This window comes from Collinsella aerofaciens, from assembly GCF_040926405.1.
In the GTDB taxonomy this organism is placed as follows: Bacteria; Actinomycetota; Coriobacteriia; order Coriobacteriales; family Coriobacteriaceae; genus Collinsella.
The window spans coordinates 73,133-87,210 of record NZ_JBCOIG010000002.1 but is presented as its reverse complement, the minus strand read 5'-3'; the positions used below and the strand labels follow the sequence as shown (position 1 = coordinate 87,210).

Below are 14,078 nucleotides of genomic sequence, written 5' to 3'. Positions count from 1 at the left end.
ATAAACGCGGGCTGTAGCGGCGATGCCGCGGTACTTGTGTTATTAGGAGGCTTTAGTATGGCAGCACGTGCGGACAAAGTTTCGCGTGTCGACCATGATGGAGTTACGTTGGTGGAGGGCGCGACATCCGATGTTCGCTTTGCCTTCACCGAGCGCGCCGGTGGCGTTTCCGAAGATGCGTACTCCTCACTCAACTTGGGCTCGCATGTTGGCGATGATCCCTTTGCTGTTCAAGAAAATCGTCGCCGCGCACTCGAGGCTATGGGTGCCGCGGAGTGCGAGCACAACCTGCTCGTTCCCAATCAGGTCCATGGTGACCATATCGTTGCGGTGACCTCGAATGGCGCCGATGACCTTGAGGACGTCCGCGAGCAGATTGCCGCGGGCTGCGATGCCATCGTCTGTACGGCGCATAACGTGCCCGTGCTGCTCTGCTTTGCCGACTGCGTTCCCGTGGTGCTGGTGGCCCCTGGCGGATTTGCCGTGGTGCACTCCGGTTGGAAGGGCACGATTGCACGTATTTCTGCCAAGGCGTGCCAGGCGCTTTGCGATGCTGCCGGCTGCGATGCGGGCGACGTTTCCGCCTATATCGGCCCCCATATCTTGGGTGACGAATATGAGGTATCCCAGGAACTCATGGATCGCTTTGCCGCCGAGTTCTCTTGCATCGATGCGAGTGCCTCTCGCATGCTCGATCTTTCCGCTGCCATTCGCGAGGCGCTGGTAGATGTCGGTGTCGACGCGGATGATATCGTGGATACCCAGCTTTCGACCGTGCGTCAGAACGACCGCTTTTATTCCTACCGTAACGAGGACGGCACCTGTGGGCGCCATGCTGCGATCGGCGTGATGCTATGAGAAAGATCGTATCGGTCCTGAGCGCCGCTGTGCTTACACTTACGCTGTGTGCCTGTTCTTCGGGATCTTCTACCTCTTCCATTACCGTCGCTGGCTCCACGACCTGCCTTCCTATCGCCGAGATTGCGGCCGAGGGCTTTAAGGAGGAGACCGGCATCGACGTGCTCGTTTCCGGTTTGGGTTCTTCCGCTGGCATCGAGGCCGTCAGCGCCGGCACGGCCGATATCGCCAGCTCCTCCCGTGGGCTCAATGCCGACGAACAGGATCTGGGCCTGACCCCCATCGTAATTGCCCACGACGGTATCGCGGTCATCGTGAACGACGATAACCCGGTCGATAACCTCTCGACCGAGCAGCTCCGCGATATCTACGCCGGCAAGATTACCAATTGGAAAGAGGTCGGTGGCGAGGACCTGAGGATTCAGGTCATCAACCGAGACGAGGCGTCCGGTACGCGCGAGGCCTTCCGTACCATCGTGATGGATGGCACGCCGTTCGATCGCCGCTCGGCTGTTCTTTCGGGTACGGGCCAGGTGCGCGACGTGGTATCTCGTTCGCGTGGGGCCATCGGCTACATTTCGCTGGGCTTCGTCGATAGCCTCAACGCCAAGACCTCGGTCAAGGCCGTCTCGGTCAATCATGTTGAGGCGTCCGAGAAGACGGTCGCGAGTGGCGGTTATCCCATCTCGCGCGACCTTTACTTCTTTGTGAAGGGTGCGCCTTCGCAGCAGGCGCAGGATTACATCGACTATGTGACGTCCGAAAAGATGGACAAGCAGATTCGCGAGGCGGGCTTTATTCCCGTCACCAACGACGAGAAGGGGAGTGAGTAGCATGGAAGCACAGGAAAACTCCCAGACTGAGCAGAATGTTCAGACGCCCAAGAAGCGCGAGCTGGCGCTCGTATCGCGCAGTACCTATATCAAGGAGAAGGCGCTGCAGTGGATCTTCTTTGCCTGCGCGTTCTTGGCGGTCGTTACCGTCATCCTGATTTTTGTCTTTACCACGTACTCGGCGCTGCCCGTCTTTACCGACATCGGTCTGGCGGACTTCTTTAGCTTTACGTGGGCGCCTTCCGAGGGCCACTACGGCATCTTGTCGCTGCTTGCCGGCTCGGGTCTGGTGACCGTCGGTGCGCTCGCCATGGGCGTGCCGCTGGGCGTGGGTACGGCCGTTTACCTGGTCGAGATTGCCAGCAAGCGCGTGCGCAAGCTCATCAGCCCCGCCGTTGACCTGTTGGCCGGCATCCCTTCTATCATCTATGGTTTCTTTGGCATGATCATCATCCGCCCGTTTATCGCACAACTGACCGGCGGCCTTGGTTTTGGTGCGCTGACGGCGTGGTTTGTGCTCGCCATCATGATCGTCCCTACCATCACCACACTCACCATCGATGCTCTCAATTCCATTCCCATGGGCATTCGCGAGGCATCGTATGCCATGGGCGCCACCAAGTGGCAGACCATCTATAAGGTCGTGCTACCTGCCGCGAAGCTGGGTATCGTTGATGCCATCGTGCTGGGTATGGGCCGTGCCATCGGCGAGACCATGGCCGTGCTCATGGTCGTAGGTAACGCCCCGGTTATTCCCGACAGCATTGCGAGCCCTATCTCGACGCTCACGAGCCAGATCGCGCTCGACATGAGCTATTCCTCGGGTCTGCATCGCTCGGCGCTGTTCGGCATGGGCGTGGTCCTGTTTATCATCTCCGCCACGCTGGTGGGCATCGTCCGTCTGATTTCCAAGAAGAAGAGGGGGTAGGCTATGTCCGATTCCGTTGACACGACGGTCGATACGACCTCGTCGCGCGAGCGCATCAAGCGTGCCCTTTCCCACGGCAAGAAGGGCCGCATCAACAAGGACCTGTCCAACAAGATCATGCTTTGCGTGTTTCGTGCCGCTGCCTACATCACCACGCTGGTGCTGGTCGCTATCATCGCCTACGTGGTCATCAACGGCCTGCCACACATCTCGCTCGACTTTATCTTCGGTTGGCCCCAGGGCGTCAACGCCGAGGGCGGAATTTGGCCCACGATCGTCTCGACCGTCTACGTGACGGCGCTCGCCATGCTTATCTGCACGCCGATCGCTGTGCTGGCAGCCGTCTATCTGGCCGAGTACGCCAAGCAGGGCAAGGTCGTCGAGCTCATTCGCTACGCTGCTGACGCTTTGGCCTCGGTGCCCTCCATCGTTATGGGCCTGTTTGGCTACGCCTTGTTTGTCGAGGCCATGGGCCTGGGCCTTTCGATGGTCTCGGCCGCCCTGGCACTCGCGCTCTTGATGCTTCCCATCGTCATGCGTACCACCGAAGAGGCCATTCGCGCCGTTCCGCGCTATATCCGCTGGGGCGCATATGGCCTGGGCGCCACCAAGTGGCAGGTTGTCTCCAAGATCGTGCTTCCTTCTGCCTTTGGCCGTATTGCCACGGGCATCGTTCTCGCCATCGGCCGTGCCATTGGCGAGACCGCGGTGGTGCTCTATACCATGGGGCAGGCCATCAATCTACCTATTTCGCCGCTCGATTCCGGCCGCCCCATGACGGTTCACCTGTATCTGCTTGCCAACGACGGCATCAACATGAACGCAGCCTACGGCACCGCGCTCTTGCTGATGGTGATCATTCTGACCTTCAACCTGTTTGCGCGCTTCCTGTCGCGCAAGCGTCGCTAGTTAAGGAGTCCCATGTCCGTTTATCAGTCCGCTCCCACGTTGGAGCAAGCGGCCATTACGGCCAAGGATTTCAACTTTTGGTACGGTGACTTTCATGCGCTGACGGGGCTTGACCTCAACATCGCCAAAAACGCCATCACCTCCTTCATTGGCCCTTCGGGCTGCGGCAAGTCGACGTTTTTGCGCTGCATCAACCGCATGAATGACCTGATCGAGGGCACGCGCGTCGAGGGCACCATGACGCTCGACGGCAACGATATCTATGCCGAGGGTGTCGACCCGGTCGATCTCCGTCGTCGCGTGGGCATGATCTTTCAGCAGCCCAACCCGTTTCCTAAATCCATCTACGAGAATGTCGCCTTTGGCCCTCGTCTGCAGGGCGTGACTAGCAAAAGTGACCTCGATGACATCGTGGAAGAATCGCTCAAGCGCGCCAACCTCTGGAAAGAGGTATCCAATCAGCTCAACAAGGATGGTTTGGCGCTCTCGGGCGGTCAGCAGCAGCGTCTGTGCATCGCGCGCGTGCTTGCGGTGCAACCCGATGTCCTTCTGATGGACGAGCCCTGCTCCGCCATCGACCCCACGTCCGTCTCTAAGGTCGAGGATCTGATGGCCGAGCTGGCGCCCGAGATGACGATCATCATCGTCACGCATTCAATGCAGCAGGCAGCTCGCATTAGCGACTACACCGCATTCTTCTTGCAGGAAGTTGCCGGCGAGCCCGCTACGCTCATCGAGTATGGTCAAACCGACGCGATCTTCACCAGCCCGGTGGACTCGCGGACGGAAGACTATATCACCGGCCGCTTTGGCTGATCGGTGCGACTAGTCCCAAGCCGATCGGATCTGGTCCGGTGCGTATTCACTGTGCGGGCGGCATGACCGCACCCAACTGATTGGAGTGAACCATGCGCAAACTGTTTTCCCGTCAGCTCATCGAGGCCCGTCACGAGATGCTGAGCATCTACGAGGCCGTCGATCTGGCCCTCCACGATGCCGTGAAGGCCTATGTGACCGACGACCGCAAGCTCGCCACCAAGACCAAGAAGCGCACGCTTTCGATTGACGCACGCTGCGCCAACCTGGAGGCCGTCTGCTACAACCTGATTGCCACGCAGTCACCGGTCGCCTCCGACTTCCGCTTGCTGCAGACGATCATCTACGTCGACTTTAACCTGCAGCGCATGACCGATAAGGTTCGCCAGATTTGCCGCGCCACGCGTCATATGATCAAGGCCGACATCTCGCTGCCCAAGGAGCTTGTCGGCACGGTCGAGGCCGAGGCTGAGGCCGTCTACCAGGTGCTGGGCTCTTCGCTTTCTGCGCTCGTCACCAACGACATGTCCATCATCTGCAACTTGGCCGTCGAGGACGAGCCAGTGCACGCCGCCTACGAGAAGTTCTTCCGCACCTTTAACCGCATGGACACGGGCGATTTTATGGACGACGACAGCAACTATGACGACCTGCGCCGCGCCATCATGGTATCGCGCTATCTCGATCGCATCGCCTCGATTTCCATCGATGCCGCCTGCCGTCTGACCTTCCTGTTGACCGGACAGCGTATGACTGCCGGTGATATCGCCTGCACTGATGAGGATGAGCTCGAGAGCATGCGCGTGCCTTCGGGCGAGGGTGTTATCATGAGGCCCGCCGTCGATGCACGCTACGTTGCCAAGGTGCCCGTTAACGAGGTCAGCGAGGGTCTTCGCTACCTGCTCGATCATCTTGAGGATGAGGACGATGGCGAGGACGACGAGGAGTAAGTAACCCCGTTCGTCGAAAGATTGTAAATACCTAAGTGAGCGCGGCCTTGCACATGCGGGGCCGCGCTCTTGCGTTAGCATGGGACTACTTGTTTGGCTGTCAGCGGAGGCGATTGGCAATGGATAACTATTTGGACTTGATGCGCGCTCGCCGCGAGCAGATTCTGGAACGTTTTTATGCGGCGCTCGATCGCGCGGGCCGTCCCCACGACGCCGCGAGCCTCATTGCCGTGTCCAAGACCGTTGGTGTCGATGAGACCGTTGCCGCCATCCAGGCGGGGTATCGCCATTTTGCCGAGAACCGCCCGCAGGAGCTGGTTCGCAAGCTCACGGGTCTGGCGGAGCATCCGGAGCTGCCCGAGGTGCGCTTCGATATGATCGGCAACCTGCAGACCAATAAGATCAATGCGGTGCTGGGCTCAGCCGAGCTGATTCACTCGGTGGGTTCGCTGCATCTGGCGCAGGCGATCTCGAGTCGTGCTGTTCGCAAGATTGAGGCAGGCGAGCTCGTCGGCCCCCAGCGTGTGCTCATTGAGGTCAATGTGAGTGGTGAGGAGTCGAAGGGAGGCTTTTCACCCGATGAGATTCGCGCCGCCGCGGGTGAGCTTGCAGAACTTGAGGGAATTTGCGTACAGGGGCTTATGACTATGGCGCCCCGGGGGAATAAGGATGTGGCACGCCGCACCTTTGCGGGGCTTCGTGAGCTGAGGGATGAGCTGGAGGCGGCGCATCCCGATTTGAACCTGCCTGAGCTTTCCTGCGGTATGAGCGAGGACTTTGAGTCTGCCCTTGAGGAGGGCTCTACGCTCGTTCGCCTGGGCAGGGTAGTATTTAGCCCGGAGTTTGCAGTAAAATAAGGCTCTGAAGTGCGCACTGATTATCGGGGCGCCTGCACTAAACCGCGAGAGGACACAACCATGGGCTTCCTTGACGAGATTAAAAATAAGATGCACCTGGGCGGCCAGCAGGGTTACGACCAGGGTTATGGCCAGGACGACGACTACGGCTACGATGACGGCTACGACGATAGTTATCAGGGCAACGGCTACAGTGGTGCTTCGGGCGAGGGCTTCTACACCCAAGACGAGCCGAGCAACGGCCTGCTTGGCCAGACGCGCCGCGGTGAAGCTGAGTCGGTTGCCGTGTATACGCGCTCCGGTCAGCTGGTCGGCGATGACTCCCGCCATGCCACGACGTATAACCCGCCTTCGCGCTCGCAGGACAGTGTTGCGAGCGGTTATCGTCCTGGTGCCTATGACACGCCGTCGAGCTACGCCGAGAATACCCGCGCCCGTGCCGCCGCTGCACCCGCGCCTGCACCGAGCGATGCCTCGGCCTATGCGAGCAATATCATCAACGCCACGCCGCAGCTGCCGGCCTATGTCCTGCGCCCCGAGAGCTATGACGACGTGGAGACCGTGGTGCGCCGCGTTCGCACCAAGCAGCCTGTCGCACTGATTTTTGTGGGCGTACGCACCGAAGTTGCCAAGCGCGTCTTGGACTTCTCTTACGGCTTTGCCTGCGGTCTGGGTGCCACGGTCAAGGAGGTGGGCGACCGCGTGTTCATGGTGCTGCCCGCCGGTTGCGAGGTCAAAGATTCCGATCTCAAGAAGCTTCGTGCCGACGGCTACCTTAAGTAAAGACAAGACGAGGAGATTCCCATCAACATCTACACTATCGTCCAGCTGGTCAACACGCTGTTCAACTTCTATTCCACGCTCATTGTCGTCTACTGCTTTATGACGTGGATTCCCATGAAGCAGGGTGGTTTGCTTCAGGATATTGCCGCGGTGCTTGATAGCGTGTGCGGTCCGTGGCTCAACCTGTTCCGTCGTTTCATCCCGCCGATGGGCGGTATCGATTTTTCGCCGGTCGTTGCGATTATTGCGTTGCAGTTGGTGCAGAGGCTGGTTCTGCAGCTTCTTATAGGTATACTCGTGTAGAACTGACTTAGTAACTTACGTCGGGCGTGTAGCGCCGAGGCGATGAAAAAGGAGACTTGTTATGGCTATTACCCCTGCAGACATCCAGGCTCAGACTTTCTCTGAGGCCAAGCGTGGCTACGATCCTGCTGAGGTCGACGTCTTCTTGGAGACGCTGTCCTCCGAGGTTGACGCTATGCTCGCTAAGATCGTCGACCTTAAGGGTCGCCTGACTGCTACCGAGCAGCAGCTTGCCGATGCGCAGGCTCAGCTTGCCCAGGCTCAGGATGCCACCGCCCAGGCCGTTCCTGCCGCCCCGGTGGCTGCTCCCGCCCCTGACTTCTCCGCTCAGGAGCGCCAGATTTCCGCTGCCCTGATCGCTGCCCAGCAGACCGCTGAGACCATCGTCAACGATGCCAACGAGAACGCTGAGCGTATCCGCAACGAGGCTGACGCCAAGGCCCGCGAGGTTATCCGCCAGGCTCTGACCGAGAAGCAGGCCGAGCTCGAGGAGATCGATCGTCTCAAGGCTTCCCGTGAGGAGTTCAAGGCAGAGTATCTCAAGCTCATCCAGCACTTCATGGACGATGCCCAGAATTCCTTCCCGGCCGATCTGATGGCCTCCACGCCGGTCGGTTCTGCCGCTTCTCCTGCAGTGACTGTTCCCGCCGAGCCGCTGCCCGTCGCTGACCCGGTTGTCCCCGTGGCCGATCCCTTCGCCCCGATCGACAACTTTGCTGCCGACGACCTGGACTAACATTCGGCCTACAATTTAGTGCCTAGAAAGGACCCGCAGCTTGCGGGTCCTTTTTTATGACTGTGCCGGAGTGCGTAACATAAAAAACCGAGCCCTGCACATAATGGCGCAGAACTCGGCGAACGGGTGAGCGGTCAAGGGTAGGTTTTAAGGCATGTCCCAAAACCTACTTGAGGAGGAAGTCGGAGAGGGGAATGGTACGGGCCTCGCGATGCTCGGGATCGGCGATGTGGTCGGCAGGATATCCACAGACGAGCATGTGATAGGGATAGACGCCCTTGGGCAGATTGAACTGCTCCTGCGCCACCTCAGGCTTAAAATGGCCTACCCAGCACGTTCCCAGGCCCTGCTCGGTGGCCTCCATCATCATCTGATCGCAGACGATCGAAGTATCGATGGCACTCGAGTTCATCTGATCATACGGGCGCACCCAGGCATCATCGGTAACGCTGCAAATAAGGAAGATAAGCGGAGCGCCAAAGATAGACCCATCACGAGCAAACCGAGGCTGACAAGCAGCTGCCTTCTCCAGAAGCTCAGGCGTATCCAACACCATCACACGGGCTGGATGGTTATTACAAGCAGAAGGAGCAATGCGTCCAGCCTCAACAATGGCATCCACCACAGCCTGCTCCACAGCCCGAGCCTCAAATTCACGACAAGAATACCGACCCCGAGCCAGATCCAAATAAGACATACAAGCCCTCCAACAATTAAAAATCAAACAAACCCAAAGTAACCCAAACAGTACCCAAAGCAGCAATCAGCCAATCGCTCATCGAATACCAAAGTAAAACCCCGAGCAATCAAGGGCCATCACAGCAAAGGCCCCACCACGCTCAACCCCTCAGCCAAAGTTCCCAATGGTGGTACGTAAGGGAGCGGGCCCGACCACTAATACCTTTTGAACGACTCTGCTTGCAGCCGGAGTGAAAAAGGTATTAGTGGTCGGGCCCGCGACCGGTGGGATACGTACCCCCAATTAACTGTTCTTCATGACAATCGAATCCACAACATCGGCCACATTCTCGCAGCAGTCGGCGCAGTACTCCAAGAAGGCGTACACGTCACGCCAAGCGATGACCTCAAGCGGATCCTTGCCATTGACGTGCAGGTTGCGCATGGCGTTGATGTAGAGCTCGTCGGCCTCGGATTCGATGGTGTTGATCTGGATGACGAGTTCGCGCAGGGTCTTGGACTTGCGGTAGTTGGGCAGCTCGACCATCAGGTCTTTCATGGCGCGGCAGGCGTCAGTCACCTTGTGGGCGATGACGATGGCGTCGGGATGGATGCTCTGGATGTTGGTGAAGTAGACGCGCTGCACGACGCCCTCGATGCGGTCGAGCACGGTGTCGAGCGCGCAGCTCATCAGATCCAGATCCTCGCGCTCGAGCGGGGTGATAAAGGCGGTGAGCAGGGCGTCTTCGAGCTCGTGGTGCTTCTTGTCTGCCGCATGCTCAATCGCATGCATCTTATTGAGCATGTCGTGAATTTGCGCGGGATCGAAGTTCTCAAAAATCTTGGTGAGCAGCTCTGCGGCCTGGACGGCGAGGTCGGCGCAAGCGACGTAGTTGTCAAAGTAGAACGAATCGGGTTTCTTTGCCATGGGTGGGTCCTTTCGAGGCGAAGACGGGTGGGCGAAGTGTTGCGGTCCGGATGGACGTTCGGTTTGATTAGAGGAACATCATGAACAGCTTGGCCATGACAAAGCTGATGAGTCCGCAGGCAGGGAAGGTGAAGAACCAGGTGAACATCATGTCCTTGACGACGCCGAAGTTGATGGCCGAGAGGCGCTTGACGGCACCGACGCCCATGATGGCGCAGGTCTTGATGTGTGTGGAGGACACGGGGATGCCGGTAAGGGTGGCAAGCAGCAGGTTCGCGGCGCCCGCCAGGTCGGCGGAGAAGCCCTGGTACTTTTCGAGCTTGACCATGCTCTGGCCGACGGACTTGATGATGCGCTCGCCGCCCACGCTGGTGCCGATGCCCATAGTGGCCGAGCACAGCAGCATAATCCAGATGGGGATGCCTGCATCGCCGACGCTCGTCTGGCCGCTGGCAAAGGCCACGCCTAAAAAGAGCACGCCGATGAACTTCTGTCCATCCTGCGCGCCGTGCATAAAGCTCATGGCCGCGGCGCTCGCGATCTGAGCGTATTTAAAGAAGACATTGGCACGTCGCCTGTTGGCGGCGGCGAAAAGAATCGAGACGAGCTTGCACAGGACCCAGCCCATGACAAAGCCCAGGCCTATGGAGAGCGCCAGGCCGTAGATGACCTTCATCCACTCGTGGACGTTGACGCTGCTCGCACCGCCGAGGGCGATGGCGGCACCGGTCAGGCCGGCGATAAGGCTGTGGCTTTGCGAGGTGGGGATGCCAAAACGCGACGCTGTGGCGCCGTAGACGACGATGGAGAACAGCGCCGCGCATAGGCAGGCGAGCGCCATGGTGCTGTTTCCGCCAAAGTCGACGATATGTGAGATGGTGTTGGCGACGCTCGCGTTAAAGTGCGTCATGATGAGCACGCCGAGGAAGTTGAATGCGGCGCTCATGAGAATGGCGGCGCGGGCGGGCATGCAACGCGTAGTGACGCAGGTCGCGATGGCGTTGGGCGCGTCGGTCCATCCATTGACGAAGATGGCGCCCAACGCGAGGATCACGGTGACGGCAAGGACTGGGTTCGACACAATTTGGCCGAGGAAGGTTGAGAACGTTACGTCCATATATGGGCTTTCTCGAAGTTTGCAGACACGTTACAAAAACATGATAAATCGTATCACCTCCTGCGGGTCTCTTTACCGAGTTCTGATGGGAGAAGTGAACTTTTTGGCACTAAAATTGAATATTAGCCCTGTTGACCGCGGGTGTTCTTTTTGCTAACACGCCATGCGGACACGTGCGATTGCTACGACACTCCAAAACCACAGTCTGTTCGCTTTACAGCATGCAAACATGCGTTCGATAATAGGAGGCATGGAATATCGACAGACAGACGGCAAAACTCGGCGCGTGCACAAGCAGTATGTGGACGTCGTGGCCCGCATCCTCGCGGGCGGACAGGTCGTGCCGGTCACCGTCTGCTGGGTCGACGGCCGTTGTTTTACGATCGACGAAATTATCTCGACCACCGGGTTTGGCCTGATGGTCCACGGCATCCGTACGGCAACATATAAGGTGCGTTTTGGCGGGCACGCGACCGAGTTGTATCTGGAGGACCAGACGCGCGAGCGGGCAGACGGCTCGCAGGCACACGTGATGCGTTGGTGGGTCTGGGCCTTTGATCGTACGCTTGAGGGCGAGCGCCGTAGGTAAGGACGTACGGCATTCGGGTACAATGACAGGAATCTTGTCAGCTACTGCGCTGTCGCGGCGCTTTTGAAAGGACGAAATTATGAACGATATTCAGGGCTATCAGAACGGCCCCATCGAAACCGGCGCAAGCCGTGCCAAGGAGATGTCGCCGCGTGCGTATAATCTTGCCATGTCTGCCCTGATCTTTTTGGGCTTTTGCGCCATGGGCGTCGGTGCTTACTTTACGAGCACCATGTCGTTTGCGCGCATGATGATGAGCGGCGCCGCTTTGCCGCTGGTCTTTGGCTCATTTATTTTGACCATCGTCGGCATGGTCATGATGTCGGCCGCCGCCAGCAAGCAGTCCGTGGGCCTGTCCCTTGTGGGCTACGTAATCTTTGCGAGCACCTTTGGCCTGACCGCGTCGTTTGGCCTTGCCAACTACGACCTGCCCACCATCAACACTGCCTTTATCGCCACGGCCGCCATCACCTTTGTCTTTGGCGCGCTTGGCGTGACGTTCCCCAAGTTTTTCCAGCGCGTATATGGCATCGGTTTTGGCATTCTGCTCGCTACTATTCTGGTTGAGATCGTGCTGATGTTCATGGGCGTCTCACAGACCATCACCGACCTGATCGTGATCGTGGTGTTCGCCGGCTTTATTGGCTACGACACCTATGTTGCCACGACGGTGCCGCCTACGCTGCCCAACGCCGTGCTTATGGCCTCTAACCTGTTCGTGGATATTATCAACGTGTTCCTGCGCATTCTGAACATCCTCGGCCGTCGCGACTAGTGGCGAATTGCGGCGGTGCTTGCCGTGCGTGCAAATCGATGCGAAAGGCGGTCCTTCGGGGCCGTCTTTTTTGTACGCGGCGGGGTATCATGGATGGGAAAAGCCGATAGCGGCAGAGACCGAGAAAGGTGACCACTTATGGCAGACGTCGACAACAGGAACCGTAACCGCAGGTCCAACCGAGCGGGTCAGCCCAATCCCAAGCGCGAGGCCCGTGCCAAGGCCGCCGAGCGTCACGTGGCAACTGTGTCCGAAGCGTGCGCCAAGGATATCGAGCGTTCGCTTGCCGGTGTTCGCGAGTTTGACGGTATGCCTGCCGGCTTTGTCTCGGCGATGAAGGCCAAGGTTCAGAGTGCTGTGGCCACCGAAGAACAGGTTGCCGAGGACGTCGAGGGCGCGGAGGCTGCCGAGGTCGAGGCAGCGCTCGAGCCCGTCGAGGAGCCTGCCGAGGAAATCGCCGAAGCTGAGTCCGCGCCTGCTGAGGAGCCCGCTCCGGTTCTGCCTGAGGTCACCGTGCTCGATGCCTCCACCACGCAGGCCATCCTGGACAACGGTCGTGGCTATGCGCAGTTCTGCGACATGGCCGTGCTCGCCTTTGCCTCGTTCACCAACCCGGGCGGTGGCTACATCCAGGGCTATCTGGGCCAGGAGGCCACGCTGTGCGCCGATTCGTATCTGTACAACGTTCTCGATAAGCAGCGCAAATGGTACGGCGAGAACCGTCGCCGCAACATCAACTGCGAGCTTTACCGCAACCGTGCGCTGGTGGTGCCTGCGGTGCGCTTCGACCGCAACCACGTGCATGCATACGCCGACGTGATCGTGGCCGCCGCGCCCAACGTTAAGCGCGCCCGCCAGGAGTATCGCGTGAGCGACGATGCTCTGCTGGACGCCCTGCGCGACCGCATTCGCTTTGTGCTTGCCATCTGCGACGAGCTAGGTCGCGAGAAGCTCGTGCTGGGCGCTTGGGGCTGCGACAACAACGGCTTTGACGCAGAGGCCGTGGCCGAGCTCTTCCGCAAGGAGCTCGCGTCGGGCGACTTTAAGGTCAAGCAAGTCTTCTTTGCCGTGCCTTCTACGCGCTGGGATGAGGATTTTGCCAAGTTCGAGCACGTGCTGGCAAACTTCCCCGAGCGCAACGAGGAGTCCTATGCCCAGGTTGCCGCTCGCGCTGCGGCAGCTCGCGCCGCCGAGCAGGCCCAGGCTGCTACCGAGGATGATGAGGACGAGGACGATTGGCGCAAGTACCTGTAATCGGTACGTGCTGACAGATAGGTCGAGCCGGCGGGAGAGGCTGCTTCCGTCGGCTTTTTACTGAGCGAGGGGCTTACGATGAAAAACGCTCTATGCTTTGGCGACAGCAACACCTATGGTTACGATCCGGCGGGCATGCGCGACGGCACCGCGGTGCGCTATGCGCAGGATGTGCGCTGGTGCGGCGTGGCCCAACGTGACTTAGGCGAGGGCTGGCATGTAATTGAAGAAGGCCTCAACGGCCGCACGACGGTACGCGACGACATGTGCCATCTGGACACCAATCTTAACGGCATCCGCGCACTTCCGATGCTGCTCGAGGCCCATAAGCCGCTGGACGCCATTGTGATCATGCTGGGCACCAACGACTGTAAGACGGTCTTTAACGTGACAGCTTCCGATATCGCCCGTGGCGCCATGGCGCTGATTCGCGCCGTCCGCGCGTTTCCGTGGACCGACGCTGCGCCTTGTCCGCGCATTCTGCTGATGGCGCCTATCAAGATTAAGCCGCAGATCGCCGACGTATATATGACCGATTTTGACGAGCATTCCGTAGAAGCCTCGGAACATTTTGGTGAGTACTACGCGCATGTGGCTGAGCAGTTTGGCTGCGACTTTTTGAATGCCGCCGACTTTGCCGAGCCGGGCGATATCGACTATCTGCATATGATGCCCGAAAGCCATGAGAGCCTGGGTCACGCCGTGGCAGCCAAGCTCCAAGAGATGCTCGGTGAGTAGCACGGCCCCAAACCACCACAATAGTT

Annotated in this window: 17 protein-coding genes; 14 read left to right on the top strand and 3 right to left on the bottom strand. The window is 59.1% G+C overall.

The annotated features are described in order from the left end of the window. Positions 1–57: 57 nt before the first annotated feature. The 10 genes from AB5758_RS01350 to AB5758_RS01305 all read left to right on the top strand — a co-directional run bounded on the left by AB5758_RS01350 (position 58) and on the right by AB5758_RS01305 (position 7,973). On the top strand, positions 58–858 hold the full coding sequence (locus AB5758_RS01350) for a purine nucleoside phosphorylase YfiH/LACC1 family protein (protein ID WP_368141265.1): 801 nt from the start codon (positions 58–60) through the stop codon (positions 856–858). Beyond that, entirely contained in the window at positions 855–1,691 is an 837-nt protein-coding gene (locus AB5758_RS01345; protein WP_055251678.1) for a phosphate ABC transporter substrate-binding protein, read from the top strand. Before AB5758_RS01350 ends, AB5758_RS01345 begins: the two co-directional genes overlap by 4 nt. A 1-nt stretch (position 1,692) precedes the next feature. Beyond that, positions 1,693–2,619 (top strand): phosphate ABC transporter permease subunit PstC, encoded by a 927-nt coding sequence (gene pstC / locus AB5758_RS01340; RefSeq protein WP_006234251.1) that lies wholly within the window; start codon positions 1,693–1,695, stop codon positions 2,617–2,619. Between the two features lie 3 nt (positions 2,620–2,622). Then, positions 2,623–3,528, top strand: a complete 906-nt coding sequence (gene pstA / locus AB5758_RS01335) for a phosphate ABC transporter permease PstA (protein WP_225093434.1) — start codon at positions 2,623–2,625, stop codon at positions 3,526–3,528. 12 nt (positions 3,529–3,540) lie between these two features. Next, a complete protein-coding gene (gene pstB, locus AB5758_RS01330) occupies positions 3,541–4,344 on the top strand; it encodes a phosphate ABC transporter ATP-binding protein PstB (RefSeq protein WP_089571588.1) in 804 nt (267 codons plus the stop codon). A 92-nt stretch (positions 4,345–4,436) separates the two neighbouring features. Then, positions 4,437–5,294: a phosphate signaling complex PhoU family protein gene (locus AB5758_RS01325; RefSeq protein ID WP_006234247.1), complete on the top strand. Its 858-nt coding sequence runs from the start codon at positions 4,437–4,439 to the stop codon at positions 5,292–5,294. Between the two features lie 119 nt (positions 5,295–5,413). Next, positions 5,414–6,151 (top strand): YggS family pyridoxal phosphate-dependent enzyme, encoded by a 738-nt coding sequence (locus AB5758_RS01320; protein ID WP_117746754.1) that lies wholly within the window; start codon positions 5,414–5,416, stop codon positions 6,149–6,151. A 60-nt stretch (positions 6,152–6,211) separates the two neighbouring features. Continuing rightward, complete coding sequence (locus AB5758_RS01315) at positions 6,212–6,934, top strand: cell division protein SepF (RefSeq protein ID WP_055251691.1); 723 nt, start codon at positions 6,212–6,214, stop codon at positions 6,932–6,934. 15 nt (positions 6,935–6,949) lie between these two features. Next, a complete protein-coding gene (locus tag AB5758_RS01310) occupies positions 6,950–7,237 on the top strand; it encodes a YggT family protein (RefSeq protein WP_040358293.1) in 288 nt (95 codons plus the stop codon). Positions 7,238–7,298: 61 nt separating this feature from the next. Next, positions 7,299–7,973 (top strand): DivIVA domain-containing protein, encoded by a 675-nt coding sequence (locus tag AB5758_RS01305; protein ID WP_006234242.1) that lies wholly within the window; start codon positions 7,299–7,301, stop codon positions 7,971–7,973. Between the two features lie 166 nt (positions 7,974–8,139). Here AB5758_RS01305 and AB5758_RS01300 read toward each other — a convergent pair whose 3' ends face one another. The 3 genes from AB5758_RS01300 to AB5758_RS01290 form a co-directional block, all read right to left on the bottom strand. After that, positions 8,140–8,670: a nitroreductase family protein gene (locus AB5758_RS01300; RefSeq protein WP_368141264.1), complete on the bottom strand. Its 531-nt coding sequence runs from the start codon at positions 8,668–8,670 to the stop codon at positions 8,140–8,142. A gap of 285 nt (positions 8,671–8,955) precedes the next feature. Next, positions 8,956–9,579 (bottom strand): DUF47 domain-containing protein, encoded by a 624-nt coding sequence (locus AB5758_RS01295; protein WP_138112201.1) that lies wholly within the window; start codon positions 9,577–9,579, stop codon positions 8,956–8,958. 67 nt (positions 9,580–9,646) lie between these two features. Then, complete coding sequence (locus AB5758_RS01290) at positions 9,647–10,696, bottom strand: inorganic phosphate transporter (RefSeq protein ID WP_006234237.1); 1,050 nt, start codon at positions 10,694–10,696, stop codon at positions 9,647–9,649. A gap of 250 nt (positions 10,697–10,946) precedes the next feature. Between AB5758_RS01290 and AB5758_RS01285 the strand changes: the two genes are divergently transcribed. From AB5758_RS01285 to AB5758_RS01270, 4 genes are all read left to right on the top strand, one after another. Continuing rightward, positions 10,947–11,285, top strand: coding sequence for a hypothetical protein (locus tag AB5758_RS01285; RefSeq protein WP_117746758.1), 339 nt, complete (start codon positions 10,947–10,949; stop codon positions 11,283–11,285). 79 nt (positions 11,286–11,364) lie between these two features. Further along, positions 11,365–12,060: a Bax inhibitor-1 family protein gene (locus tag AB5758_RS01280; RefSeq protein ID WP_117746759.1), complete on the top strand. Its 696-nt coding sequence runs from the start codon at positions 11,365–11,367 to the stop codon at positions 12,058–12,060. A 138-nt stretch (positions 12,061–12,198) separates the two neighbouring features. Then, a complete protein-coding gene (locus AB5758_RS01275) occupies positions 12,199–13,314 on the top strand; it encodes a TIGR02452 family protein (RefSeq protein WP_225093438.1) in 1,116 nt (371 codons plus the stop codon). Between the two features lie 78 nt (positions 13,315–13,392). Then, positions 13,393–14,052, top strand: a complete 660-nt coding sequence (locus AB5758_RS01270) for a GDSL-type esterase/lipase family protein (RefSeq protein WP_225093439.1) — start codon at positions 13,393–13,395, stop codon at positions 14,050–14,052. Positions 14,053–14,078: the final 26 nt, after the last annotated feature.

Excerpts from the sequence above, each read along its gene's own strand:
- AB5758_RS01350 (WP_368141265.1), top strand. The coding sequence starts at position 58 with ATGGCAGCACGTGCGGACAAAGTTTCGCGTGTCGACCATGATGGAGTT.
- AB5758_RS01285 (WP_117746758.1), top strand. The coding sequence starts at position 10,947 with ATGGAATATCGACAGACAGACGGCAAAACTCGGCGCGTGCACAAGCAG.
- AB5758_RS01345 (WP_055251678.1), top strand. The coding sequence starts at position 855 with ATGAGAAAGATCGTATCGGTCCTGAGCGCCGCTGTGCTTACACTTACG.
- pstA (WP_225093434.1), top strand. The coding sequence starts at position 2,623 with ATGTCCGATTCCGTTGACACGACGGTCGATACGACCTCGTCGCGCGAG.
- AB5758_RS01280 (WP_117746759.1), top strand. The coding sequence starts at position 11,365 with ATGAACGATATTCAGGGCTATCAGAACGGCCCCATCGAAACCGGCGCA.
- AB5758_RS01325 (WP_006234247.1), top strand. The coding sequence starts at position 4,437 with ATGCGCAAACTGTTTTCCCGTCAGCTCATCGAGGCCCGTCACGAGATG.
- AB5758_RS01320 (WP_117746754.1), top strand. The coding sequence starts at position 5,414 with ATGGATAACTATTTGGACTTGATGCGCGCTCGCCGCGAGCAGATTCTG.
- AB5758_RS01270 (WP_225093439.1), top strand. The coding sequence starts at position 13,393 with ATGAAAAACGCTCTATGCTTTGGCGACAGCAACACCTATGGTTACGAT.
- AB5758_RS01290 (WP_006234237.1), bottom strand. The coding sequence starts at position 10,696 with ATGGACGTAACGTTCTCAACCTTCCTCGGCCAAATTGTGTCGAACCCA.
- pstB (WP_089571588.1), top strand. The coding sequence starts at position 3,541 with ATGTCCGTTTATCAGTCCGCTCCCACGTTGGAGCAAGCGGCCATTACG.
- pstC (WP_006234251.1), top strand. The coding sequence starts at position 1,693 with ATGGAAGCACAGGAAAACTCCCAGACTGAGCAGAATGTTCAGACGCCC.
- AB5758_RS01315 (WP_055251691.1), top strand. The coding sequence starts at position 6,212 with ATGGGCTTCCTTGACGAGATTAAAAATAAGATGCACCTGGGCGGCCAG.
- AB5758_RS01300 (WP_368141264.1), bottom strand. The coding sequence starts at position 8,670 with ATGTCTTATTTGGATCTGGCTCGGGGTCGGTATTCTTGTCGTGAATTT.
- AB5758_RS01275 (WP_225093438.1), top strand. The coding sequence starts at position 12,199 with ATGGCAGACGTCGACAACAGGAACCGTAACCGCAGGTCCAACCGAGCG.
- AB5758_RS01295 (WP_138112201.1), bottom strand. The coding sequence starts at position 9,579 with ATGGCAAAGAAACCCGATTCGTTCTACTTTGACAACTACGTCGCTTGC.
- AB5758_RS01305 (WP_006234242.1), top strand. The coding sequence starts at position 7,299 with ATGGCTATTACCCCTGCAGACATCCAGGCTCAGACTTTCTCTGAGGCC.